25 protein-coding genes and 4 pseudogenes are annotated in these 24,473 nt (G+C 55.0%); 21 read left to right on the top strand and 8 right to left on the bottom strand.

All coding sequences use genetic code 11. The features are described 5' to 3' along the window. Positions 1-118 precede the first annotated feature (118 nt). Both PQV96_RS21500 and PQV96_RS21505 read left to right on the top strand, forming a co-directional pair. Positions 119-346 carry a hypothetical protein gene (locus PQV96_RS21500; protein ID WP_148279921.1) on the top strand — a complete coding sequence of 76 codons (228 nt, stop codon included), beginning with the start codon at positions 119-121 and terminating at the stop codon, positions 344-346. A 348-nt stretch (positions 347-694) separates the two neighbouring features. Further along, on the top strand, positions 695-1,036 hold the full coding sequence (locus tag PQV96_RS21505) for a four-helix bundle copper-binding protein (RefSeq protein WP_066692721.1): 342 nt from the start codon (positions 695-697) through the stop codon (positions 1,034-1,036). Positions 1,037-1,254: 218 nt separating this feature from the next. On the opposite strand, the pseudogene PQV96_RS21510 reads toward PQV96_RS21505, so the two are convergent. Then, positions 1,255-1,671, bottom strand: a pseudogene (locus PQV96_RS21510) (efflux RND transporter permease subunit); the annotation flags it as partial. Positions 1,672-1,698: 27 nt separating this feature from the next. On the opposite strand from PQV96_RS21510, the pseudogene PQV96_RS21515 reads away from it, so the two are divergent. After that, a pseudogene (locus PQV96_RS21515) lies at positions 1,699-1,971 on the top strand (integrase core domain-containing protein); the annotation flags it as partial. A gap of 98 nt (positions 1,972-2,069) precedes the next feature. Continuing rightward, positions 2,070-2,291: pseudogene (locus PQV96_RS21520) on the top strand (MerR family transcriptional regulator); the annotation flags it as partial. A gap of 541 nt (positions 2,292-2,832) precedes the next feature. Here PQV96_RS21520 and PQV96_RS21525 read toward each other — a convergent pair. Continuing rightward, positions 2,833-4,398 carry a hypothetical protein gene (locus PQV96_RS21525; protein ID WP_273625384.1) on the bottom strand — a complete coding sequence of 522 codons (1,566 nt, stop codon included), beginning with the start codon at positions 4,396-4,398 and terminating at the stop codon, positions 2,833-2,835. 358 nt (positions 4,399-4,756) lie between these two features. Next, positions 4,757-5,218, bottom strand: coding sequence for an H-NS histone family protein (locus PQV96_RS22375; protein WP_420482215.1), 462 nt, complete (start codon positions 5,216-5,218; stop codon positions 4,757-4,759). Positions 5,219-5,290: 72 nt separating this feature from the next. Between PQV96_RS22375 and PQV96_RS21530 the strand changes: the two genes are divergently transcribed. The 3 genes from PQV96_RS21530 to PQV96_RS21540 all read left to right on the top strand — a co-directional run bounded on the left by PQV96_RS21530 (position 5,291) and on the right by PQV96_RS21540 (position 9,141). Further along, complete coding sequence (locus PQV96_RS21530) at positions 5,291-6,382, top strand: ParA family protein (protein WP_273625386.1); 1,092 nt, start codon at positions 5,291-5,293, stop codon at positions 6,380-6,382. Next, the gene (locus tag PQV96_RS21535; protein ID WP_273625388.1) at positions 6,382-7,473 is read left to right on the top strand and encodes a ParB/RepB/Spo0J family partition protein; all 1,092 of its coding nucleotides are present in this window, start codon (positions 6,382-6,384) and stop codon (positions 7,471-7,473) included. Before PQV96_RS21530 ends, PQV96_RS21535 begins: the two co-directional genes overlap by 1 nt. 753 nt (positions 7,474-8,226) lie before the next feature. Beyond that, entirely contained in the window at positions 8,227-9,141 is a 915-nt protein-coding gene (locus PQV96_RS21540) for a hypothetical protein (protein WP_273625390.1), read from the top strand. Positions 9,142-9,923: 782 nt separating this feature from the next. On the opposite strand, the gene PQV96_RS21545 is transcribed toward PQV96_RS21540, so the two are convergent. Continuing rightward, a complete protein-coding gene (locus PQV96_RS21545) occupies positions 9,924-10,415 on the bottom strand; it encodes an Aca2/YdiL-like domain-containing protein (protein ID WP_273625391.1) in 492 nt (163 codons plus the stop codon). Between the two features lie 513 nt (positions 10,416-10,928). After that, positions 10,929-11,876 (bottom strand): IS5 family transposase, encoded by a 948-nt coding sequence (locus PQV96_RS21550; RefSeq protein WP_066691877.1) that lies wholly within the window; start codon positions 11,874-11,876, stop codon positions 10,929-10,931. Positions 11,877-11,909: 33 nt separating this feature from the next. Here PQV96_RS21550 and PQV96_RS21555 point away from each other — a divergent pair, with 33 nt between their 5' ends. Then, entirely contained in the window at positions 11,910-12,839 is a 930-nt protein-coding gene (locus PQV96_RS21555; RefSeq protein WP_273625394.1) for a transposase, read from the top strand. Between the two features lie 67 nt (positions 12,840-12,906). Here the strand turns inward: PQV96_RS21555 and PQV96_RS21560 are convergent, their stop codons facing one another. Further along, positions 12,907-14,178: an RNA-guided endonuclease InsQ/TnpB family protein gene (locus PQV96_RS21560; protein WP_273625395.1), complete on the bottom strand. Its 1,272-nt coding sequence runs from the start codon at positions 14,176-14,178 to the stop codon at positions 12,907-12,909. 22 nt (positions 14,179-14,200) lie between these two features. Here PQV96_RS21560 and tnpA point away from each other — a divergent pair, with 22 nt between their 5' ends. The 3 genes from tnpA to PQV96_RS21575 all read left to right on the top strand — a co-directional run bounded on the left by tnpA (position 14,201) and on the right by PQV96_RS21575 (position 15,682). Next, positions 14,201-14,608 (top strand): IS200/IS605 family transposase, encoded by a 408-nt coding sequence (gene tnpA / locus PQV96_RS21565; RefSeq protein ID WP_273625397.1) that lies wholly within the window; start codon positions 14,201-14,203, stop codon positions 14,606-14,608. Between the two features lie 242 nt (positions 14,609-14,850). Beyond that, the gene (locus PQV96_RS21570; protein ID WP_273625398.1) at positions 14,851-15,405 is read left to right on the top strand and encodes a hypothetical protein; all 555 of its coding nucleotides are present in this window, start codon (positions 14,851-14,853) and stop codon (positions 15,403-15,405) included. Next, positions 15,398-15,682: a hypothetical protein gene (locus tag PQV96_RS21575; RefSeq protein ID WP_273625399.1), complete on the top strand. Its 285-nt coding sequence runs from the start codon at positions 15,398-15,400 to the stop codon at positions 15,680-15,682. Before PQV96_RS21570 ends, PQV96_RS21575 begins: the two co-directional genes overlap by 8 nt. 366 nt (positions 15,683-16,048) lie before the next feature. Here PQV96_RS21575 and PQV96_RS21585 read toward each other — a convergent pair whose 3' ends face one another. Next, positions 16,049-16,918, bottom strand: coding sequence for a hypothetical protein (locus PQV96_RS21585; RefSeq protein WP_066692387.1), 870 nt, complete (start codon positions 16,916-16,918; stop codon positions 16,049-16,051). Between the two features lie 196 nt (positions 16,919-17,114). Beyond that, on the bottom strand, positions 17,115-18,380 hold the full coding sequence (locus PQV96_RS21590; RefSeq protein ID WP_066692374.1) for a replication initiation protein: 1,266 nt from the start codon (positions 18,378-18,380) through the stop codon (positions 17,115-17,117). Between the two features lie 1,180 nt (positions 18,381-19,560). On the opposite strand from PQV96_RS21590, the gene PQV96_RS21595 reads away from it, so the two are divergent. From PQV96_RS21595 to PQV96_RS21640, 10 genes and pseudogenes are all read left to right on the top strand, one after another. Continuing rightward, positions 19,561-19,881, top strand: coding sequence for a hypothetical protein (locus PQV96_RS21595; protein WP_156451296.1), 321 nt, complete (start codon positions 19,561-19,563; stop codon positions 19,879-19,881). A 167-nt stretch (positions 19,882-20,048) separates the two neighbouring features. Next, the gene (locus PQV96_RS21600) at positions 20,049-20,210 is read left to right on the top strand and encodes a hypothetical protein (RefSeq protein WP_156451295.1); all 162 of its coding nucleotides are present in this window, start codon (positions 20,049-20,051) and stop codon (positions 20,208-20,210) included. After that, positions 20,207-20,362 (top strand): hypothetical protein, encoded by a 156-nt coding sequence (locus tag PQV96_RS21605; protein WP_156451293.1) that lies wholly within the window; start codon positions 20,207-20,209, stop codon positions 20,360-20,362. Before PQV96_RS21600 ends, PQV96_RS21605 begins: the two co-directional genes overlap by 4 nt. 321 nt (positions 20,363-20,683) lie before the next feature. Continuing rightward, entirely contained in the window at positions 20,684-21,241 is a 558-nt protein-coding gene (locus tag PQV96_RS21610; protein ID WP_273625301.1) for a hypothetical protein, read from the top strand. A 33-nt stretch (positions 21,242-21,274) separates the two neighbouring features. Then, positions 21,275-21,688: a hypothetical protein gene (locus PQV96_RS21615; RefSeq protein ID WP_273625302.1), complete on the top strand. Its 414-nt coding sequence runs from the start codon at positions 21,275-21,277 to the stop codon at positions 21,686-21,688. Between the two features lie 19 nt (positions 21,689-21,707). Next, positions 21,708-22,199: a hypothetical protein gene (locus PQV96_RS21620; RefSeq protein ID WP_273625303.1), complete on the top strand. Its 492-nt coding sequence runs from the start codon at positions 21,708-21,710 to the stop codon at positions 22,197-22,199. Further along, positions 22,196-22,444, top strand: coding sequence for a hypothetical protein (locus tag PQV96_RS21625; RefSeq protein ID WP_273625304.1), 249 nt, complete (start codon positions 22,196-22,198; stop codon positions 22,442-22,444). The genes PQV96_RS21620 and PQV96_RS21625 overlap by 4 nt, the downstream gene beginning before the upstream one ends. Before the next feature lie 79 nt (positions 22,445-22,523). Beyond that, positions 22,524-23,153, top strand: a complete 630-nt coding sequence (locus tag PQV96_RS21630) for a hypothetical protein (protein ID WP_273625305.1) — start codon at positions 22,524-22,526, stop codon at positions 23,151-23,153. 71 nt (positions 23,154-23,224) lie between these two features. Then, positions 23,225-23,650 (top strand): DUF2786 domain-containing protein, encoded by a 426-nt coding sequence (locus PQV96_RS21635; RefSeq protein ID WP_273625306.1) that lies wholly within the window; start codon positions 23,225-23,227, stop codon positions 23,648-23,650. 29 nt (positions 23,651-23,679) lie between these two features. After that, positions 23,680-24,459: pseudogene (locus tag PQV96_RS21640) on the top strand (IS630-like element ISStma10 family transposase); the annotation flags it as partial. Positions 24,460-24,473: the final 14 nt, after the last annotated feature.

Below are 24,473 nucleotides of genomic sequence, written 5' to 3' on the forward strand. Positions count from 1 at the left end.
GAAGGATGGACCTTCGCTCGAAGGCGATTTCCTAAGGGCCTGCACTCTTCTTGACATTCACACAGGGACAAGGCCCAAGCTGCCAGTTTAGGCAAAAGCGACGCATGGAGGTGATGCTATGACCTACAAGATTGCTGATACCCGTCGACAGCTCAGCTACGCACTTTTGCGCGTTTTTGAGCAAGCGCGCGGGCAGCGGGAACTCGCTGTAGCCGATCTCGTGCTGTGTGCGCTTGAAGAACTTGCACGCAAAGACACCAACTGCCAGGGAACGCTTGATCGGGCGTACTTGCAATCGGTGGCTGTTGGCACGATTGTCGATGTCCCTACATCTTCATCAAGATGATTTTGCCGTACGCTTATGTTGCATTGATCACGCTCTTCATCGATGAACGTAGTGCGCTGCGCGGTCGTTGCCTCAGCAACTCAACTGTACGAGCAAACGACCGGCATACAGATATGAATAGCAACTGGCCGTTGCGGCGACCCTCGCGCGAATGTGATGCGTAAATTACAGCCCTGAAATCTCCTCGTAATCTATGGCGCATAACGACGGTAAATCGCTCGAAATCCGCGTCAATTGGCGATGCCATCCTACAGCGCCGATTACCCCACGCGGCAAAAGATGGACGCTCCTCGCAGCCAACTGCGCAGGTTCCTGCTCATCTTTCGAGCTACTTATCAGGAGATTTTGATGAACCACACCCCGAACCAATACATGTCTTGCATCGAGGCTTGCCAGTCGTGCGCGACGGCTTGTCATCAGTGCTTCGCAGCTTGTCTGAAAGAAGACGACGTGAAGATGATGGCGCGCTGCATTGCCTTGGACGTTGACTGCGCGGCAGCTTGTAGCTTCGCGGTCGACGCCATGGCGCGCAATAGCGAGCATGCAGCTGCGATTTGCGCGCTGTGTGCTCAGATCTGCAAGGCCTGCGCCGATGAATGCGCCAGGCATGAGGCAGACCACTGCAAGGCCTGTGCGCAGGCTTGTCTCAAGTGCGCCCAAGAGTGCGACGCCATGGCGCGTGCGGCTTAATCCCGTTGCTTAAGGCTACGCTGAACAAGCCCTCGAAATTTCCCGCGCGAACGCGGAAGACGCCATTTTTTGGATTTTGTGGCCTCTTGCGCCGCCCATTTGGGCCGTTCGCAGGGCCTTGAGGCCCGATTTCCACCCTTACGGGCGCACCTGTCCCTGCAGTCGCCCTCGGGCAAGGAAAATGTTGGCCAGCGCCAAGGCCGTGAATGCGCGTGTGGCGTTCTTCTGCAGACCGTCACCGCGTGCACTCCCTCTGGGAGGCTCTTGTTGACTTCCAACATCTTCTTGTCCACTGCCTGCGAGACGGTCCGGCTGTTCTCACCGATCAGCATGAACACCGTGCCGAGGACCACTTCGCGCCCGTTGTCGGTTGCGGCACCGGTGCGCAGCTCTCGGCCAATGCCCACCTCTGCCACGTCGCGCACGCGCACAGGAACACCGTTGGCACTGCTGAGGATCACGTTTCCAATGTCTTCCAGCGACTTCACTTGACCAGGTGCACGAATCAGATACTGCTCGCCACGCCTTTCGATATAGCCCGCGCCCACGTTGCCGTTATTGCGGTCCAGCGCAGTGACTACATCCTGCAATGTCACGCCCAGGGATGCCAGTCGTTCTGGGATGGGTGCAATCTGAGGTTGCCCCTGAAAACTGGAGTTCTTAAGCCACCTCCTGGGCTTATATTCCACAGCGACCGGGGCAGCCAGTATTGCAGCCATGAGTTCCAAGATGCCTTGAAGGGCTGGGGCATGCGTTCATCGATGAGCAGAAAGGGTAACTGCTGGGACAACGCACCGACCGAGAGCTTCTGGGGCCGGCTGAAAACAGCTAGCGTACATGGGTGCAAATTCGCTACCCGTGAGCAGGCCAGGCAGGCGGTGATGGACTGGATGGCCTTCTACAATCACCGCAGGCTGCATTCGTCGCTGGGCTAGCTCAGCCCGATGCAGTACGAGCAGCGCTGGTACGAGGCACAGCATAAAAAGGCCGCGTGAACCGTGGGTTAAGAGCTACACGAAACAGGGGCAAGGTCAACCCGATGCAGGACTGTGGGGAGGTCAACACGCTGCTGGAGGCCCATATTCAACAGGTGGAAATGCGTGTGTCCGCGCTGTTGCAGTTAAAGCGGCACTTGGTTGATTTGCGCGAGAAGTGTTCTGGCTCTCGATCTGTAGAGGCGTGCGGCATTTTGCAAGGGTTGGGCAATTGCAATTGCCATGGTGAAAGTGCCACGAAAAGTCAAACATCTGGGTAAGTAAGGGCTTAGCGTGCTTTATTTTCCGTTTTCTGAGGCGACCCCAGTATTAGCGGCAGAGGGCGCAAGTCGCTTCCTGTGTGGACCAGGGACACAAGCCTCACCCCCGTCGCACTGGTCGAAGCAGAGGAAACCTACCTCATAACAAAGCCTTGGCTCGGCTACTACGCGCAAAAAATGGGCGAGCACTGCTATTCGGTCTTCGCGTTCCGGAGCTCTGAGAATAAGTGGAAACGACTCAAGCCTGACGAGTTCGTTCCCGCCGCTCAAATACATCCCCTTATCCATGCCGGTTACGTTAACTGGGCGGCTCGCCCGGCCTTCGCTTTCTGGCCGCGAGGGATAGACACGCGTAGAGCCAAACAGGAGGTTGCTCGTACCGTAATCCCGACGCTCGACGACGTCAACCAAAACCGCTGCACCTGGAACCGACCAGACGATTACGTCAGGACATATCAAATATCAGGTGGCGGATAGCCCTGCCCTGGCAGCCCCTTAGCAGAGTCTTTTGACGCTGAGGGCCCTTTTTTGAAACACGGGGCTACATATTCAGTAGCTCTCCCGCGTCAACTGCCCTATCCAAAACTCCTAGCCGCATTGCAGGAGTCTTTCCATCCGCACCAGGAAGGCAGTAGTTGTAATAGGCCCTGAAGACCACCAGCAGCTTTTCAATATTCGCTGGCTGGTACGCGCTATATCCATACCAAGTTCGGCCAGCCTTACTCGAGGTGCCAATTGGCCGCTCAAGCATGTTGAGCCGACGACGAATCGACATAAAGAATCGGTCGATAGGGTGCAGGGTCGCTTTGAGAAATAGCCGGGCCTTGTGGTCCTCGTCATAATCACCAAAATCGGTCAAATAGCAGACCGCTTTTTGTGGCTCGGCCTGATTCGGAAACGGATGAAGCGCCCATCGGTCTGACCACTTTCCGAACTCGGCAGCCATCGCCAGTTGCTCCTTCATCATCAGGACTTGAACTTCAAAGTCCATCAGCTCAGGGTTCTCCGCCCGCTTTTCGGCGAATACCTCCCGGCTGGCCTTGATGATTTTCCGCTTTTCCTCCACGGTGAGCTCTTTGCCTAGGCGAACAAAGAAAGCATCCGCGCGTCGCTCAGCAATCTCGTCTTCAAACGCCGCCAGGCAGGCAGCTCGGATGCCTGACTCCTGGTCCATGAAGAACCTGAGCTTTTGGGCCTCACCCAGTAGGTCGTGCAGGTAGAAGAAGTGCGCGTACATGGTGTACTCGCTTCGGACCTGCATCCCGTTGGCGGGAAATCGCTGCTCGCCACTCACCTTTTCTGGGTTTTCAACGTCATCCCGTAATACGGCCTCGTCGTAGCGCTGTTGAATGTCATCGGCAAGAGCGCCCGTGGGCTTACTCCGTTTTGCCGCTTTTGCAGCGGATGCCGCTACTGCCTTCCCATAATCCTCTTTGAGCCAAAGCCGAGCATATTTCCGATGCGGCAGCGCTTGGTCAAAATCTCGAATATCCAGAGCATCCGCCTCAACTAAATCAGCATCTAAGCTTCCGTCGAAGTTTAGATGCATACCGAATACAAACCCGGACTCCAAGTCGGCACTGCCGATGGCTCGCAGGACAATATTCCTCTTGTCCTTGCGATGGGTCCAGTTAACAGCGTAATCCTGTCGGTCAACCGAGATGTACCGCTTGGTGCCCTTCACCAGCTCTCGGAGTTTAGTTTCCTGCTTCGCGGTAAATTGCAAGACATGACGATGGAAGAAATCCAGCTTGTCGTAGATGGTCTGGAAACTGATTCCGTGAATCTCGGCGGCGCGAGCCAAAGGCGCCTTATTCACCAGCGATTGGAGCAGCGGAACATTCTTTCGGGCTTCTCGCTGCCGCAGTGTCGCCCGATTCGACACCGAAAATGTCTTCTTGCAGGCCTTGCATTGATATCGGCTGGACCCACCATCTGTTTTCCCAAATCGATAGTAGGCGTCCGAATTTGGGGCTGAAACGGCTGAGTTTGAGCAGTCTTCGGTGGGGCAGCAGTGCTGAATGGGCTGAAAATGCTGGGTCAGTCGGGCCAGCTCTTCGACAATCCCCTGGTTGCTCTTGAGCGGTAAATGCTCGCTGCAGAGCAAGCACTTCAGGACGGGCAGGCCCGCCCCGCTGGCAACCAGCCGGTAATCCTTACCCGGTGCGGCCCCTGCTTTTGCTCGTCGAGAGTATTTCGTCCCGCTCGCTGGTACGCCGAAGTTCGGGCATCGTGGGTTCTTGCAAAAGTTGACCTGCAGGACGCGTGCTTGCCCGCTAGGGAAGGCGAACTCGACCTCTGCCGGGACCCTCGGAGGGGTGAGCGAAGGTGGGTCACTGGCTGGCGTGATTGGAGAAAGAATGAAAAATGCCCCGTAAGTCCTTGAACTTACGGGGCAGTATGCCGAATCAGGCTCTGTTTTTCAACAGGTTAAGCGAGAGGCTTGCCCGAAGATCCCTTTTTTCTTACTTTATGGCGTACTGCTCGATGCTCTCACCGCGCGCCACGGCCTCTCTGAGCCACTTTGGCCTGGGCCCCGCCCCGCCCCATGTCTGCCCCTCGCTGTTGCGGTATTTTGGGGGCCTACGAATGCCACGCCGCGCTGCGTATCTTGTGGCAACAACTACGTTCGGGAACAACTGCTCAGGCGTAATCTTGTACGTCTCAATAGTCTGGCGAAGTTCGGCTACCACCTGCTCAAGCTCTTCAAGCCGAACCTTCTCGACCTCAGCTTCGAGTGCGGCCTTTTGAGCAAGGATATCTGGAAGTTTTAGAGGCACCCGCACGCACCGTGCGGGCGCGTCCAACAAGAGATGAAGTCTCGATGAACGCCGCCACCACACGAAATGTGTTGATGCCTTTTTGGCTGCAAAGACCCTTTTAACCCACCAAACGAAGATTGTTTGACATGTGGTGAGAGCAAGCACATAATTTTAGACAATTGTCCCTTCGAAGGCTCACACATGACTCTGCGCTCGACCTACTCCGACACATCTGGGTTGAACTACCGCATCAAGGCAGCAGCAACTCTGCTAGGAATTGCCGAGAACACGGTAAAAAACTACATTGACTCATCGGGCATACAAGTTCGCAGAGCCAATGAGTTTGATAAGAAAGCACTAGCAGTACGAATCTTCAGTCCTGATAATCTGTTCGAGCTGGCTCGCTATCGACGCGAGAAAGGGTTTATCAAGACACCTTCGAACGGCCCTTATTTCATCGCTGTGGACATTGTGAAAGGTGGTACTGGCAAGACCACCACTGCGTGCGAAATTGCTTTGCATCTCCAACTGGCAGGCCTCAGAGTGCTTGCAATTGATCTGGATGCTCAGGCCAATCTAACCCAGTATTTTGGGTATGAGTCAGATATTAATTATGGTGAGCACACAAGCTACGGCCTAGCGGATGAAGCCGTAGTTGGCAAGACCTTTGCCCATGTTGTTTCTGCATATGTCAATAGACCTCCTCAAGGATCCTTTGGCAGCCTAATCAAAATGCCTTTTGGTGTTAATGGGCCACATCTGATTCCTGCTGATGCCAATCTTGGCGATATTGAATTTGCTCTTACCTCATCAAAAGGATCACGCGAACTTGTATTAAAGAGACTGTTTGCTGATTCCTCAAAAGGTCTTGTTCCCGATTTGAATGTGACTGATTACGATATTATCGTAATGGACTGCCCGCCAAACGTGACAATGACAAGTACAGCTGCACTTGCAGCCTCTGATATTGTAGTAGCGCCAGTCAGATTAGATGCATTTGGTGTAAAGGGCCTCACGCGCCTAATTAATGAAATCGAAGATCTACGTCACTTTGCTGGCGAGGCAATCGTAGCCGATCTGGCTATTTTGCCCACCCATTTTGCATCGTCTTTCTCACGTATTCAGAGAATGCAGCAGGCACTTCAGCAATATCACGCAAATATGGCGCCGTTGGCCATAAGCCTTTCTGAAGACTTCCCAAGATCATTAGAGCATTATATTCCACTGAGCCTGCAAAAACCATTAAGCAACGCAAGCAAGGAATATAAAGAATTTACTGATTTTCTTCTGCGTAAACTCATCAATTTGGAAGAGCAGAGGGCCAAGTAATGAGAAAAAAACCTATTCAAGCTATTCCTAGCGAGAGCGTTACAAGCCAGGCAAAAAGCGCCAAACCACAGAGGCTCGTGCCACCTCCATTACTACTCCCAGCAATCAATGCACCGTCTCGTGGTCGTTTTGCGAATCGCAATAGCGACGGGGTTTTGGAAGACTCTGACTCGACCTCAGGAGTTGATTCGCATGGCTTAGTGCATTCTGAAGTTGGCCAAGTTGTGACTGATGCAAATATCATTACTCAGGTCGTTTTAATTAGCGCCCTCTCAATTGATGCGAACAGATTTGCGCCAAGAGAAATATATTCCGACAACACTTTACAGTCACTAGCTAACTCTCTCGAAAAGAATGGCCAGCGAGACCCTGTTCATGTAATTCCCAATCCAGCCAAGCCTGGCAGGTACATTATTGGGGATGGCTGGACACGAGTTCAAGCCATTCGAATGAGAGATATCCTCGGACTTCAAGTAAAAGCGATCATTCATGATGAATTTACTGAAGAGGATATTGCATGGTTTGGTTATTCGCAGAACGAAGAGCGCGAACCACATACCGACTACGACAAAGCCTGTTTTTATATGAAATGGCGCGGTGAAGGTTGGGACTGGGAGACTATTTCACATAAAACTGGAGTTCCTGTTAACTCTCTTTATCCCTACATCAATTATTCGAAGCTAGACCCTGACATCTTGTATTACGCAAAGAATTACCCCAAAAAGGTAACTGTAAACGTAATCACACAACTTGCGCGACTTATTAGCGCGGATAAGCCAGCAGATCAAGTTTTGTCTATTTGCAAATCCTTTGTAGAGGATGATGCGTCCATCGCATCTCTGCGCGAGAGGATTGATTCGATTCTGAACAAAACTACAAAGAGATCAACAAAAAGTTCTCTTTTGTTTCAAAAACGCTATAAATCAGCGAATTTCAAACAACGAATGGACGGTGATATAGAGATACGCGCACGCATACCTAAAAGCAAGCAGGAAGCCTTCAATGAAGCCATGGATCAGCTTCTTAGCCGTTTCTGCGAAGAAAGCGAATCTGATGAAAATCAAGATACAGCTGGTACTCAAACCTCGTGATGGCAGCTAATTCGCAGCCCGCGCGTGCCATTAGCCGCAAGCGTGGGTGTTCACAGTCAGCTATTCAAACTTCTCGCAGAAAGTCTGCAGCGGTTGAACCGTCATTCCCAATTCCGTTTCAAGGCGGAATTGGGAATGGTTCGTTCCCATTTGAAGGTCTATCTACCGCCTTGTACATACAAGGCGTACTTCAAAACGCTTCGGATCCTGGCAACAATGTCGCCTTGTACGTACAAGGCGGGATTCCAGACGCCTCGGGTCTAGGCCTAGCCAACCAAGTCGCCTTGTACGTACAAGGTTTGGCGCTCATCACTCTCTCGCTGGACAGGAGTCAGCATTTCGCCTTGTATGTACAAGGCGGGATTCAAGATTGCTCGGTGGAAGGCCGCACGCCAAATGTTTTTCAGTCTCTATTGAATCCGACACAGCTTTCGAAGTGCAGCTGTTGCCCGATAGATCAACTGACGCCAGGGGGGCTATGTCTAACGCCCTTCCCTCTAAACAATGAACTGAACCCCGCAATGCGGGGTTCAGTTCATTTGGGGACTGGTTTTTTCGGAGGTATCGAATGACGTAGAAGTCAATAAAAAAGCCCCGGTAGCGCCAACTACCGGAGCTTTCGCATCGCCATGGTGAGATGCCGGAAAACTATTCGACAAACCGACGCCAATCGGTAGCAAACAGCTAAGACAGTTGAATAATAGTTTTTTCGGAATCCACCGTCAAGTTTTTCGTGTCTTTGTGGAGACCGCGATGGATTCGCTCGTCCAAAATTTTTCGACTTCAAACTTCCCTTATCCAATTTTGCGCGCATGCGCTGAATTGCCATATTCGGTGGCTTTTCGTGAACTACCTGATGGTTTCATAAAAATCGTCATCAAGATAATTCAAAAAATAAATCTCAAAAGTCCTTTTTCTGAGATTTACGCGTCAAGACAGACACTTGCTAACGAGGCAGGAAAATCTCTGGATTCAGTCAATCGAGCCATCCAATGGCTCGAAGCACGAGAACTGATTGCCCGTGAACGAAAAGCCAGGGCTGGCTTGCGTGGCTCATCATCGCCCCTAATACCTACATTGCCACTTCTATTCGCACTCGGCCTGGTGGATAAGGAAGGCAAACCGATCACCTGGTCCGGCATGTCAGGCAGAGCGAAGCCAGAACGCAAGGACTCGAATCATGCAGATCAGCAGCCAGTCAAGAAGTCTGTCTTCACCAAAGTTGGTACCGTATTCATTCCTGCGGACTTGAAGTTTTTAGTCGATCAAGGGCTGTCAGCTTTTGCTGTGCTTGGGCTTATGAAACTAGCCAAAAAGGCATCTCAGCAGCTGACTGATATCGCGGCAACAACGCAGAAGTATCTGCTGAAGCTTCAGGGAAACCAGCTCTACGCATACTTCAAAACCCTCATCCAGAGCGGTCGTGACTTTTCAGCAAAGAATGATGAATCTGATCAAGTGGAGTTATTAAAGAAAGAAAAGGCCTATCTCAACGAAAAAGCTGAAATCTATGAAGGCAGGGCATTTTTCTCAAGAAAAACTGGAAAGCTCTACCGAGTTGAGCAAGGTGTAATTCGCGAAGAAACTGCCGGGATAACACGCGTGAGCCCGTTCAGCCGCTCGTTTCTTGATGCCATTGAGAACGGCATACTCCAGTCACAACAATGAGGTTATTCACAGATATGCCGACAGTCATGCCGCAGCCCTGCGCCTTCTAAATCTTAGGTAAACAATCTAAAATAATACATGCGTTGCAGCCGTTGAAAAACCGTATGTCGAAGAAATCAAAAGATCAAAGTACGGTTAGAAAGGAAATAACCCGAGGCAGACACGCGCGTGGTATTGGCCCAAGACCACTTGTATGCACAAGGCGACATTTGAGAAGCTTCGCACAAGGTTTGGTGCTCATCACTCTCTCGCTGTACAGGAGTCAGCATTTCGCCTTGTATGTACAAGGCAGGGTTCAAGACGCCTCGAGTCTGGGCCTAACCAAGCAAGTCGCCTTGTATGTACAAGGTTTAGTGCTCATCACTAACTCGCTGGATAGGAGGCAGCAAGTCGCCTTGTATGTACAAGGCCGGATGCAAGATGCCTCTGGAGAAACCCAACCTGCTCGACTTGCATGCTCAAGCTTTGGATCTGGTTTAGCGCCAGCGATCAATTCGCCTTGTATGTACAAGGTGGCTTTCATCTGATTTATGGCGCCACGACTTGCTCGTAGAAATTTGACCCTTAAAAACTGCAGGAATACAGCAGGGCGACTGGGGGGCGCCTAATTCATTATTGAATACTGACGGAATACCAGAGGGCGACTGTGGAGTCACACAAATTTGGCAAGGCAAAAGACCATGCAGCAACATACGAAAAAGACCCACAACAGGGCGACTGCAGAACGACAAATACATCGCCAAAAAACCCCTCAAGTTAGGGGCAGCGGGTAGGGATTTAACTCAGTGCAAAGTGGTCTTCGGCTCAGTGATATGGCCCAGGAACTCCGCAACAAGCTCCTCAGTAGGTTGACGACCCATGGCCCAACTTGTGAAGGAAGTGAGGTCGAAAGGGATGATGAAGTATTGCTTTGGAAACTCGGTAGCCAAGGTCGCATTGATCGACTGAACAACGCGGAAGTGCTCAGGCTCACGTTCGTCAATGGCCATCCAGGCGTGGATAGTCGGATGCCAAAACTCATGGAGTTGAGCATCAGGATTGCTCGCAAGGAGTTGGCGTGTCATTACCAACTGTTGGTTTCGCCATTGAAAGAGTGCATTGAACCGATCCAAACAGTGCTTTGGAACCTCCATTTCGCCTGCTTCAAACGCACGCCACATCTCCTCGTTGATGTTTGGAAACATTGACGCTGCTTCGGCAGCAGAGATGAACATAAGGTTGCGCAGAACCTGCACGTACATCCCATTGCGTGTGTTGACCATTTTTTCCTTCATAGGTGACTCCTTCGGGCGACTATGGATATCTGAAAAACAAGCCTTTTCCTTGCTTTTCGCAATTTCTCGTTACAAAAGATGACAAGTGCAATCGGTTTCACGAAACTGTTTGCATGTCGAAAACTATCTGTTTTAGTTCCTTAGATGAGGCAAAGTGCCAGGGATACGTGCTCGCTGCAGAGCAGCATTACCAAAAATATAAGGCTTGCACAATCTTTGGTTACGACAGAAATCAACGTGGTTTTAAAGTGAGCAATTTCGGACTTCGCGTAGAAGTACCGGAAGAATTTACCCGTAACTACATAGGGACCCGTTCAGATCGCATCTTTGGTAATTCGATAACAGTCTGTGTCCAATCCAAATACGGTGTAGATGGACAATTAGTCAAGCTACAAATGTTTGAACACCACGAATTTAGAAGTGCCCTGGAAATGGCTCGGGCCTGGACAGATGAGTGGGGGCTTTGTTGCACAAGTCGGAAGGCAGACGAGATTACCCCAGCCCCAGACGCAGCTATGCCATGGCACCCACGGGCACCGTGCTCGGGCGCCCGAGTTGCGTGAAACGGTTGAGCAGAGCCACACGCACATGCAACTCCACCACCTGCCGCTCAAACGTGCGCGCCATCACCCGTTGGCCCAGGCGTTTGAAGCAGTGCATCTTGGTCTCCACCAGACTTCTGCGGTGATAGTCGCTCCACTTTTTCCAGATGCTGCGCCCCAATCTGTCACAGGCTCGCAGCGCTTCGTTGCGCGCATGCGCTCCCACCAGGGTCGCCTTCCACGTCTGGGCGTTCTTGCGCGGGGGGATCACCGCCTGCGCATTTCGCTGGGCAATCGCCGCATGGCACGCCTTGGTGTCGTAGGCACCGTCCCCACTGACGCTGGCAATCGGCTCATCGGGCGGTATCTGCTCCAGCAACTCGAGCAGCATGGGCGCATCGCCCACGCTGTTGTCGGTCACCTCGATGGCCCGGATCTCCAACGTGTGGGCATCAACACCCAGGTGCACCTTGCGCCACTGGCGCCGGTACTCGGCCCCGTGCTTCTTGCGTTTGCATTCGCCTTCGCCAAGGAACTGAATGCCGGTGCTGTCCACCAGCAGTTCCAGTGCGGTGGTACTGGCTCGGTAGGGCAGTTGTACCTGCAAAGTCTTCTGGCGTCGGCACACGGTGCTGTAGTCGGGCACCCGCCAGTCCAGGCCTGCCAGACGCAGCAGGCTTTCAACCATGCCCAGGCTTTGACGCAGGGCCAGACCGAACAGGCACTTGATGCCCAGACAGAACTGGATGGCTGCGTTGGAGAAGATGTGCTGGCGCCCGCGTTTGCCGCTGGATGGGGCGTACCACTGCATGCCTTTGTCCAGCCAGATTGTCAGCGACCCTCGGGCTTTGAGCGCGGCGTTGTACTCTGCCCAGTTGGTGGTCTTGTAGCGGGCCTTGGACCCCTTCGGTTCACTCATGTCTCGAGGTTACCAGCTCAGCGGACTGGCTTTGTGCAACAAAGCCTCTCAATTGCCAAGGAAATCCGCGTAGATGAGAAGACCGTAAGAGAGTCTTTTGCAGACCAACAGCGGGGGATCAACCAGAAGGTGAGACTCAAAGCTGGTCAGTGCATGGCCATTGTGAGGGTCAAGGCCTTCCATGGTGAGCGGTACGCTGTACTCAATCCCGCGCTCGGCATCTTGACCGATTGGATTGAAAGCACTGGCAAGAAGGATCTGACCAGGAGGCTCAAAGCACTGTCGGAGAGCGATAGTGTTAAACGGGTTGGTGTTGGCTTCGACCTGGAAGTGATCTCCTGCGTGAAAGAGGCATTCCCTAACGCAACACCGTTCATCGACCCCTTGGCCGTGCATGCAAGCCTGGAGACCGGCATTCGCCGCGCCTTGGCAGCGTTGAGGGAGCAAATGACCCCCTACGAGCGAAGAAAACTTGCTCGGGCCGTAAAGGTATTGGGTGCAGCAAAAGAGCGCCTTGGTGGCCCTCCTGGCGCTGCCGCTGAGGTGTTGGCGCAGCAACCAGCACTTGAGGAGGCATATGGTTTTCAATGGACAGTCATGAGCATGTTCAACAGCCCCTCAGGGGCATGTCGGTGCTCCCTACGCGCTGCAGAGGCAATCGACAAAGCCATTGATGACCTCAGCGTGGAGGCTGCTCACTGGCATGGCGACTTCTTAGAGCAGTGGAAGAGCTGGCGGCAGATGATCCTGAACGCATTGGAGCGCGGGGAGGGTATGGGCTTTGTATGGGGTCAGACCGACGAGCGAGAGCTCGGGAAACTCATTGAAGCGCAGGGGAGGGGACAAGCCATGGGAGCAGTGAGGGCAAAACTCCTTTTCCCACCCAGCGCACCTGCCTTCTCCATCTCAACGCCTGGCATCTCCTTGCAGCGGATGAGAGCGCAGTTGCAGGCTAGGCCATGATGAATTCCCTCAAAGCCGTGATCCGATGGGCGATGGCTGCTGAGACACCAACGTTGCCTGAAATGAACTACTCCACCCTATGCGATGCAAAGGATGGAGTTTCACGGGGAGGGTGAATCCCCGTCTCGGCCAGTTCCTGGCCGGATATTGATTCCAAGGCCCAGCGCAACACCACACGCGCTGAAGCCGTATCCCTGTTTTCCTCATGCCCACATTGCTCGCAGCAGTGCATTCGCTGCGACAACTGCTTTTTGGCCACATGCCAGCACCGGGGGCAGCGCTGGCTGGGCTTGAGTTTGCGGGTTGGAGCGTCCACCCATTCGCCACCAGTTTCCAACACTTTGTAGCGAAATAGCGAAGTGAACAGCCCAGGGGCGGTGTCCAGAATTTCCCGGTTCAGGCCCGCCTTTTGCGCTACCTGTTTGCCCGGTTCCTCCACAGTGCCAGCGGCACTGCGGGTCATGTTCTTGAGCGTGAGTTCTTCCGTTGCCACCAAGGCATATTTGCCTGCCAGCGCTGCAGTTTGCTGGTGTGCCCAGTCCAGCCGCTTGCGGGCCACCTTGGCGCGGGCAGCAGCCAAACGGCGCACAGCCTTCTTTCTGCGGTTGGAGCGGCGGTTAGGTTTGCTTGAGACGGCTTGCTGCAACCGGATGGTTTGATCCTTTTCCTGTTGCCACCAGCGCGGGTTGTCGATGTTCTCCAGCTCCCCGGTGTGCGAGACGCCCGACAGGAAGCGCTCCACGCCCCAGTCATAGGCCATGGCGCCATCGGCCTGCCGACTGCGTTCTGGGCTGGCCACAGCCACGGTCAGCGACAAATACCAGCGACCATCGCGGTGCAGGATGTCCGACGCCCGAATCTCGCCGCCCTGCCGAGCCTGGCCACGGGCACGAATCTGACCCACGCCCGACAGACGCAAGCTGCCATGTTTCCAGCCATCTTTGGGTGTGAAGCGCCAACCGTCGCCATGGCTCTTGAAGCTGAAGCCGGAAAAACGCCCCAGCGACTTGAAGCGCGGAAAGCCCGGTGTTTGACCAGCCTTCACGCGCCGAAAGAATGCACCAAAGGCTTTGTCCAGGCGGCGCAGCGTCATCTGCTGGCTGGAGCAGTTGGCAGCATCGGCCCACTCGGGCAGGTCACGGCGCAGCACGGTCAGGCTCTTGCACTGGTCGGCATAAGAAATCGATTTACCAGCCCTGCTCCAAGCGCTGATGCGCTCTTCCAAGGCTGCGTTGTAAAGCTGTTGGTGTGAGCGCAGCAGGGCATCGAGCGCAACTGTCTGCTTCGGCGTTGGGTACAGCCGATAAGTTGTTTTGCGCAGATTGCGGGCTTCGCTCATCATTAGTTACTATAGACAAATCATGCAAATAAGCAAGCTGCATCATTGCGTTTACGCACTTAACTATCATTTGGTTCTTGTGACAAAGTTCCGTCGCAAGTGCCTGACTGCCCCCATGCTGGCAGAGTTTGAAGTGCAGGCCAAGGAGCGCTGCGCGGCCTGGGGCGGCAGGCTCATCGAAGCCAATGGTGAGCCTGACCATGTGCATCTGCTCATTGAGCTGCCACCCACTGCGGCGCTGGCCGAGTTTGTGAATGCGCTCAAGACAGGCACCAGCAGGCGCTTGCGCTCGATGTTTGCTCAGGAGCTGGCCGGGGTGTATTCCAAGCCGACGCTCTGGTCACGTAGCTATTGCGTGCTCTCGTGCGGCGGTGCTCCGCTAGAAATCATCAAGCAGTACATCCAGCAGCAGGACAGACCGGGCGACTGAAGCCAGCCGCTGGCTGGCGGCGCTTACCCCTCCAGCCAATTGGTGCGGCTTTGCCTCCAGGCCGCAAGCGGCCAACCCAAATGGATGGAGCCCCTCGCGCTAGTCGGGTGGCCCCAACCCCCCGCATGCGCTGGTGCTTCCATGTTCTGACTGCGCTGGCCATCGCTGCATGCGCTTATCTGCTGGCAGTCGTCTCAGCCATCCTTGCGTTGGCGATGAGCTTGACATGAGCTGATGCCGACATGGGAGACCATCACATGGAGCAGGTGTTACCGCAGGGCGAAGCCATCTCCTGCCAGACACTGCCACGGCTGGGCCCTGCACATACCAAGCGCCTGCGCAAGCTCTGGAGCTACGGCCGCCCCGTGCATGTGGCACAGCTGGAGGGCGTGGACTTCGACTTGCAGGTACACGGCTTCTTGGAGACTATGGACAGCGGCTACAACGCGGCAGCTGTGCTCACGCTCACGAAAATGGGGCTCGCGCACCTGAACGAGGCGCGGCAGAAGCTGATCGCCGCGCAGCGTCCCCACCATGAGCTAGGCCAGAGACTCGCCGCCTACCTGCGCGCCAAAGGGCTGCACACCTGGGAGAACGTCGAATTCTCCAACCCGCACTGGGCGCAGCCAAGGAGCTGGAGCGTTGTGCGCCCCGATGTATTCGCGTGTCTGACGCCCGCGCAACGCGAGGAGTTTCTGCTCACCGCCTTCAGTGAGATTGCCAAGGGCACGGGTGTTGCTGCGGGTGCAGATGGACGGTGGCGACAGGTTCCAGCAGATTGCAGCCCTCTTGCATGACTCGATTGAGGACGAGAAGACCACCGCCGATGAACTCCTGGCCCTGGGCGTGCCCTCCGAAGCAGTGGTTCTGGTGCAGGCGCTCACCAAGCGCGATGAGCAGAGCTACGAGGACTACTTGAGGGGGCTCATTGGCCTGGACAGAGTATTGACCGTGAAAATGGCTGACCTGGACGACAACAGCGACCCCGAGCGCCTAGAGCTTTTGCCCGAGCGGCAGCGCATGCGCCTGCAGGCGAAATACGCACAGGCCTGGGATATTCTTCACGGGGCCTGAGTGCCAAACAGCCAGATCACGCCTGGGAGGGTTCGTATGCGGGTAGTCTTCAACGAAAAGGGCACGTTTCAAGCCCTGAGAGCCGCTGAACGTTGGTGTCATGCCAACGGCATCTCCGTGGGGCAATCCTCAGCCACTGACCCCACGGGGCTCCTGTTTGGACATTACGACTGGATCGCCAAATGGCGCAACCTCACCCCGGCTGAGCGAGCCCAGCTGCATGGAACGATGAGCGGGGATTTCAGGGAGGGGCCGGTGGTGATTTCTCTGAAGCCCGATTCAGTGGCTGAGCATAGCCCGCACCTGGTACTGCCAGTCCCTGAGGCCCAAAATGGTTAAAAAGCCAGCTTGAGCCGGTTTCGTGGGTCACAGCCCGTTGTCGATTGGCATCGCCGTCTTGGGCACGAATAAGAATAGAAGCGCCATCAGCAGCACGCTTGGCAAGAACACCATCCCGCCAATGGCCAGCTTGTAGCGAGCGTTCAGTGGGCCTGCGATGGCATTGATCTGTTCTGAGTTGGCTGTCACGCAGAGATTGTTGGAGAAACCCTTTTGGGGTACGAACTTCACATCCAAAGGACCGTTGTAGCCCGAGAGGGCTCCGTCCAGCATGTTTTTCAGCGCGACGCTGCAGACATCATCGAGAAGTGAGTCGGGTTTCAATGCATAGCGCTTGAGGTTCAGCACGGCTGGCAATGTTGCATTCATGCAATCGAACTTCTTCTCGCAGTCATCAAACATTCGAACGTAGGGTGTGCCTGGCTTGAACAGGCTGCCAAACCTGCGCTGGAAATCATCGGCGCCACGCTGCTTTAAGGCAGGGGAGACGGATACGCCTGACCCATACAAACCCACCTCCATGGGAGAGAAGCTGTATTTGTCCTTGACCCCATAGAGAGAGTTGTCCCGGATATTCTCGCCAATGGTGGTGTTCAGAGCGAAGAAAAGCACTGCAGGCGCCATGAGGATGAGCACCAAGCGCATTGCGTTCTGTATCTTGGCCTTACTGAGTGCTTTCTGGTACTGGGAGCGCATGTCTTCAACGTGTCCCAAAGGAACGTACTCTTGCTGGCGCTTTCTGTTGTCATGCTCTTGCTGGCTCATTCTGGCCTGTTCCAGTTTTATGGCAGCAACGGCGTTGCTGTCCGTGGAACTTACGCCGGACGTCCTCAATTGTTCATTGCTGTGATAAGTGCCGTTAACCATGCGGCCGGAGGGGTCGTTGTTGTAGGACATAGCGGGGGAGGTTAAATGTGTGGGGCTCTGTGCCTTGCTGTGGGCCCCATGCATGACACATGCTCGCCCCGATGTCAGCGACGGAATTCCCACGCGTGTGTTGAAAACCGCAACTACTTCACACTCCATGAGCCCTCTCTTCGTGCCATGGTTCATCTGGGCCCCAGCCAGCGGCCCGAGCGCCGCAGCGGCAGGTTCAGGCCTTGCTCAGGATGGTGGACGCCACGAACTGCTCAAGAGCGGTTTTGACGACCTTGGACTTCATGCCGGAGCGCTGGAAATAGCCCAGCACTACCGATCCCTCAGCCAGGGTGCCTGAGAACTGGCGAATGACATCCTTGAGGTCATCCGCAGGCAGGGCATCAAGGTACTCGCGTGCGCGTTTGGAGGCCTCGGCAGGATCCACGGCCTGTTCTCGGCTTGATGGCGTGCTGGCGGTCTTGCTGGAGGCCTTCTTGCCCGCAGTCTTGGCCTTGGCCAGAGCCTTGGCGCCTTCGTCAACTCCGTAGCCTTTGCGAAGGGCATCGCGGAAGAGGGCCACGGGGGACTCCACGCCACCTTTTCTCATGCGCATCTCGACGTAGGCCAGTGTTGCGGCCAGAACATCGCTTTCATTGGCTGCATAGAGCTTGGCCGCTGCCGGTTCGGTGAAGCCAATTTCGCACAGCTTCTCGACCACCCCATCGTTTTCGATGCTCTCCAGCCCCAGGCTCGCCTGGCTCTTTTCCTTGGAGGAGAACTGGATGTGGGTGATGCGCCTGCCCGTGCGGAACTCATGAAGCTCCACCGTGATGTTGCTCAGCTCGTTGATCTCGTTGATCGCGGGCATGAGCCTGTCGCGCTTGAAGAACTTGTAGCCCCCTTCGGTGGGCGTGCCATCGTCAGGAACGCCCGTCAGGCGGGGGCGCCACCATTCCCAGGTCTCCTTGTTCGTGAGCCCCCCGAAGTTTGTCAGGTAGCGGGTGCAGATCTCGTAGAGGCTGGCCGCAGTGCCGGTGCGCAGGGAAGCAAACACTGCCATATCCAGCTGCACGTAGCGGCTGGGATCCAGCATGCTGTTGCGGATGGCCGGGGCGTAAGACCACTCGAAGTGGATGGAGGAGCCGTCATCAATCAGCTCGGCTTGCGCCAGGAGGGAGGAGATCCCCCAGCGCCGCCCCACATTGGTTTTCTCGGACTCATCGTTGACCACAGACCACTCCACGGTGGTTTTGGCCAGCCCTCGCAGTACGGCCTTTGCCACCTCGAAGTTCTGTGATGAGTAGTTGGCATCGTTGAGGATGGCCGACAGGGGAGCCCTGAACGTCTCTACGTTGCCTTGCCTTTGCGCGTGCTGCAGCAGGACGTTGAAAAAACGTCTGGTCAGCAAGTTGATGCGAGAGCCGGGGCTCGGCGCGACGGCAATGGCCTGGTGCGCCTTGTAGATGTCCCGCTTGATCAGATCGTTTGATTCATTTCCCATGAGGCATTCTATGCACCAAAAGGGCTTTTAGTGCGAACTTTTAGGAAACTACTCACCGTTAGTTTTTCGGGGCTCCAGCGTTGTCACTATCAAACTCGCTCACCTTTGAGCCTCAAAAGCGTCTTTGACCACCAAACTCGCTCACCTTTCAGGGGGGCTGGAAGGGATGGGACTATCAAAGTCGCTCACCTTTAGCAATCTCAGAGACTCAGATCCACCATCAAAGTCGCTCACCTTTACAGCTCAGAGCGTCTTTCACTATCAAACTCGCTCACCTTTAGGGGCTATTTGGCTCTTTCACCATCAAAGTCGCTCACCTTTCGATGACTTCCCAATAGGTCTATCAAAGTCGCTCACCTTTAGACCTATGCGTGAGACCCAGGAATCGGCTTTTTTGGTGGTTCTGGAGGTTCTTTTTTTCAAAAAACACACCCTTTGGGGCTGTGCTGCGGGCGCGTGCTGCCCTTTGGCGCGGTGTGTTTGTTTACTACAGTTTAAAACAACAACAGTTTACCGGTCTGGAAAACGCTTTTAAATCAAGCACTTAGGCGATTTTCGGTGAGCGAGTTTGATTGTGGAAAACTTCAAAGGTGAGCGACTTTGATGGTGTTTTTTGCGAACGGTGAGCGAGTTTGATTGTGGATAACCGTAAAGGTGAGCGACTTTGATACTCAAAGACCCAAAAGGTGAGTGAGTTTGATTGTGGGTAACTTCTGCGGTGAGCGAGTTTGATGGTCAAAACAGCTAAAGGTGAGCGACTTTGATAGTGAAACGCCCTAAAGGTGAGCGAGTTTGATACTCGCAGCCCCTAAAGGTGAGCGACTTTGATGGTGCTGCATGCCAACGGTGAGCGAGTTTGATGGTTGGCCCTGCTGCTGGTGCGCGTGTACCGTTCGCTGGATGCTTTGATGGATGACAGGCTTCAACGAAGGCCTACGCGGCGTGCCTCAGTAGCTCGTGCAGCGCGTGGATGGGTTGGAGGTAACCCTGGCCTATTTGGACGCCTTGCGGGCGCCTCCATGGCCGCCTGACCAGCTGCAAGAGGGTCATGCAGACCGTGGGGTGGCGCTGGGGCGCCTCGGATGAAAGGTCACAGATAGGCGGCGCCTGTCCCCATACACTTCAAAATTGCTTGCATTGGTAGCCAATGGCTACTTATAATGAGCCTCAGGAGCATGGCATGGGCCTGTTCACGCGTTCAACGATGAGGTGGGAAATAGGCATGAAGGTCACCGTCAAAAATCTTCCGATGCATCTGGTATTCGGAAAGTACAACGGACAGGAGTGCGAGGTACGGGAGGAGTTTCACAGCCGCCAGTACGGCACATCGCTTCGCGTGCGGGCAATGGACGGCCGCGAGTTCACGGTGGGGCCTGCCCAGTACATCGCACCCAAAGCTGATGCTGCGCGGTTTGCAGCCTTGGCCAAGTCTGAACGCAAGCAGTTCATGGCCCCCGGATTGCGCCGAATCCAGCGCTACAGCGCACGGTGCACGACCTAGACCGTGGAAACGTCACGATCTGCGTGGTGTTTCACATGGGTTTCGAGCTGGTCTCGCGATCACACTTGAGGCCTCTCCCCGCAATGGCTCGATGTGCCATCGCAGTTAGCAGATGGGTTCAACGTGAGCCTGCAGTCACCACCGTAGTGAGCAACTGAGAGGAAGCAATGGAAATTCGACAAATTGGGCACCGGGCCATCACCTTGGCAGACATTGCGCCTCAAAAGTCGCCCTCGTTCTCGCCCAACCTGCACAAGTACCTGAAGGAGCACGGGCATTTCTTCAGGGATGGCGGGCTTTTGGATGGGGTGTACGAGGTGCAGCCTTGACCAAGGCACTCGATGCTGATGCCAAGCTGCTGATGAGCATGCCCAATGAAGAGTTTCGGGTGGTTGATCGCCGCCTGCAGGCGCTTCGCAAGAAGGGCGCCATTACTTGGGAGCGCAGAGGGCGGTTCGTCGTGTGGTCACTCAATAAGTAGTTGAGCGTTTGAGATGTTGACCCCCGTTCAGAAAGCACACGTTGATGCCGTGTTCCCGGAGTGCAAAGCCCAAATGGCAAGCTATCTGGAGGGTGGTGTCGAGGTTGTGATTGGCCGTCAAACTGAGTGTGGCCCAGACGTTCCGCCCATCGCTATCGCTGTTGCCGCTGACCAGTCATTCTGGATCGACTGCTGCGACTCAGAAAAACTCGCCCGCGCACGGGCAAAAGAACTTGGCTTACGCGTTGGTGCTCGCTCAATACCGACAAGAAAAACCAGACCTGTCCAGCCTAAACAGAGGCCCAATCGCCACCCTGATCAATGAGCGGAAATTCGGATTTGATTGTTGGTGCCACGGCGCCCTTGGATCAGCAGATTCTCCAAGGGCTGAGGCAGCGCATTGCCGCAGCTGGGCGAACCTTGCCCGACCCGAGCATGAAGTGCATCGAGTGGAGAGCCTGCTGGGCGGGGTGGCGGGTTCAACTGCCCAGATTTTGCGGAGGAAAGCAGACCTACTTTTCTCACCACAACTACGGCGGGGCAGAGGCCGCACTCATCGAAGCGCAGTATTTCCGGGATGAGGCATTCAAGGCTGCAGGAGTGGGGCTCTATGAGCCGATTCGGCCAACAAAGAAGCGCAGAGATCGCGGTCAAGTGCTCCCTGTAGCTGAGACCTACGACCCCCGCCGAAATCATTACCGTGTAGTGGGCTACTGGATGGAGACGATCAACGGCGAAAGGAAGCAACGCAAGATCAGTCGCGTCATCGGTAAGCGAACGCGCGAGGAGCTTTGGGCCGAGGTGGAAGAAATCGTCAGGCGCAAGGTGAGCGAGGAAGCACAGCGCAGGCAGCGCTTAGAGCAGCCATTCCCGAGCTGAGAACCCCCAAATTTGCAGAGGTAGAGAACATCGATGGCCAAGACCGCCGCAGTTGCCGAGCAGCTCACCAATCCTGAAGCCGACTTCCTGGCGTTCATTGACACGGTTCGAAATGCCCTGATGCGCCGGGATTTGCGCGCTGCCTGGGTTGAAGAGCTGCTTACGAGCGACGAGCCCTATTTGCGCAAGGCTTTCGAACTCAAGGAGCACCCGGCCGCTGCAGCCTTGGAGATCTTCACCACGGAGGAGGAGTTTGCTCAGAACCCTCTGGATCCAGACCACCGAATCAAGTTTGAGCTGTCTGAGCAGGCACACATGCACCTGCAGCACCTCGTGGATCTGGGCCTGTGGGGCTCCAGCATCGACCAGGTGTGCCAATCACTCGTGGAGCAGTCCTTGGCGGCGAAGCTCGAATCTGGATTGCTGCGCACGACCTATCACCGGTAGCAAACACAGAGGATCGAGCATGTACCCACTGCGCGTGAATGGCGAGGCGTTTTTCAGCACCGTATGCGAGCTGGCCAAGTTGCAGCAATACAGCCTTGTGCAAGCCAACAGGGGTTGTGGCGACTCTGAGGAGGAGGCCCGTGCCCAGCTTGAAGGGACTATGGCGCTTTCAAAGAGGCACACAAGGCTCAGATCTGCCGTGGCCGATGCACAGCTGCTGAACGTGGCGTTGTGGGATGCCCAGAAGTACGCCGAATCCCTTCTGGACGGTGAGACCCTGCCCACCAAAGCAGAGCGCCGGAACTGCCTGCGATTCATCGCGCGGTGCCGGGAGTTTCGCCATTCCCACTTCGGGCGCAATAGCTTTGAAGCCTTTGTGGCCAGAGCGCAGTCGCGCGACGTTATGGATGTGTTCAAGCATTACTCTGCTGGCGGCGGCAATGCGGCAAAACGTAGCCCGCCCAACAGGACGACCGCTGAGCTGCCATCCATGAAAGGAAGGATCACATGAGCACCTGGAAGGGCATCAAGGTGAAACACCAAGACGGGCGCGAAGGTGTGATCGCCTCAGACTACGCGGGCTTCATGCACCGTGGTTTGCAGATCAACGTGGTGGGCGGTGAGGATGCGTATGTGCAACTGAACAGCGATGGCCCCGACAGCGGAGAGGCTGGGTGGTCATGGTGGTGTGAGAACTTTTCTGGTGGTGCCAGGTGGTTATCGCTTGGAGACCACTTCCAGCATGAAAAACATTGATACCCAAGGCCTCAGCCTGTTCTAGGGACTGAGGTGTGATTTTCAACAAACCAATCCAACAAAGAGAGGATCGCGCTCGATGACCCCCGAAAAATGGTACGAGTTTTTTAGCATCTCAGGTGTCGTTCTGGACTCCAGCAGCAAATCGGAGCGTGTTTACTCCCAAGGGTATTCAGCCCTTGCTGGAGTAAGCTACAGGAATGTGAATGTGAATCAGACGACCTCGGTGTGGATCAAGGATTCATCGGGTCAGGAGAGAAAACTCGCCTTTGATGGGATTCTTCCTGTCAGGCCTGGTCACGAGGTGACTGTGCTCTACATGCAGAAAAAGGGAGCTGAAAAGGGTCAGCCATTCGCGGCATATAACGCCACCGCAAAGATCCTGGTGCGACTGACATGCAGGGCTGTTCGTATCAACATCCCGTACAAAGACGAATCCGCTTTCGCAGCCATCGGCTTTTTCTTTGGGCTCATTGCGACGGTTGTCAGTTTTTGCTCTTTCAACACCGCATTGATGTCCAACACTATGGCCGCATTCTCGCTTGCGGCATCAGTCGTTTGGACGGCTTCGATGTTTGTCCATGGGTATTTGAAAACCCAAAGAACCATCAAGCAGATCGAAGAGCTGCTTGTCCGAATGATCTGCTTGGGGTTAGGGTTTGAAGGTGGGCGCATCCCCCCCGATGTCACTGTCAAGTTGACGGACTGACCCAAGCCATCTTTGCTTGCGCAGGTAGCCATTGGATACTAGAATGCACCCCATGTTTTCATGGAGAGCCAATGGCAAAAAGTGTTGCGGTTGAGGAGGGCGGGCAAGGGTTGGATGGTTCTGAGCGTGAGCGCGTCATCCGCAAGATCAAGCGGTGTCTGGCTCTTGGTGAGTCTTCCAACCCGAATGAGGCAGAGATGGCCATGCGCCAAGCCCAGGCCCTCATGCGCACCTACCGGCTCAGCGAAGCTGATCTCGATGCCGACGCTGTGAACAGTGAGCAGCGGGATACGGGGCTCGTGCGGTTGTCTGAATGGCAGCGCATGCTGGCATCGGCCGCTGCCAAGGCCTTAGGCTGCCGCCTGCTGATGTCCCATGTCCGGGGTGGGCCCGTGCAGTTCTCGTTCGTGGGCATGATGCCTGCCGCTGAGCTTGCAGCCTATGCCTACGATGCTTTGTTGGTGCAGATCTATAAACTCGGCATGATTTATTCATGAACTTTTGTAGATTGCTGAGTCGAACGTTCATGGAAAAAGAAGATGCACGCAAGCAGTCGGGGGAAGTGCTGCATGAACGGCGCAAGCAGGTCATCCGCTTGCATCGAAAAGGTGTTGGCGTGATGCAGATCGTTGAGCAAACCGGGCTCAGTTGGTCTGGGGTTAACACTGCACTGCGCCTGTTCGAGCAAGGCGGTGCGGCCGCACTCAAGCCCCACGCCAGGGGAAAGAAACCAGGTAGTGGACGCAGCCTGAGCACTGAGCAAGAGCGCGTGATTCGAATGACCATCATCGACAAACGCCCAGAGCAGATCAAGATGGAGTTCGCGCTTTGGAGTCGGCCCGCAGTGCGCGAACTCATTGAACGCGACCTGGGGATCAAGCTGTCTGTGCGGGCGGTGGGCGACTATCTGGCACGCTGGGGTTTTACACCGCAAAAGCCGATCAAGAAAGCCTACGAGCAGCGGCCCGAGGCCGTCCAGGCCTGGCTCGAAGATGAATACCCCACCATTGAGGCCAGAGCCAAGCGTGAAGGCGCAGAAATTCATTGGGGTGACGAAACAGCGCTGGTCAACACGGATGTGCGTGGCAGAAGTTACGCACCTGCGGGCCAAACACCAGTGACGCGCGCAGTCGGCGGAACGCGGCAAAAGCTCTCCATGATTGCCACCGTCACCAACCAGGGCAAAACGCGCTGGATGATCATTGACGAGGCGTTCAATTCAGACAGGCTGATCGAGTTCATGCAGGCCTTGATCAAGGAGTCGCAGGGCAAGAAGATATTCCTGATTCTGGACAACCTGAGGGTGAGGTTGCCCCCGAA

The sequence above is a fragment of the Acidovorax temperans genome (assembly GCF_028596105.1).
GTDB classification, from domain to species: Bacteria; Pseudomonadota; Gammaproteobacteria; order Burkholderiales; family Burkholderiaceae_C; genus Acidovorax; species Acidovorax temperans.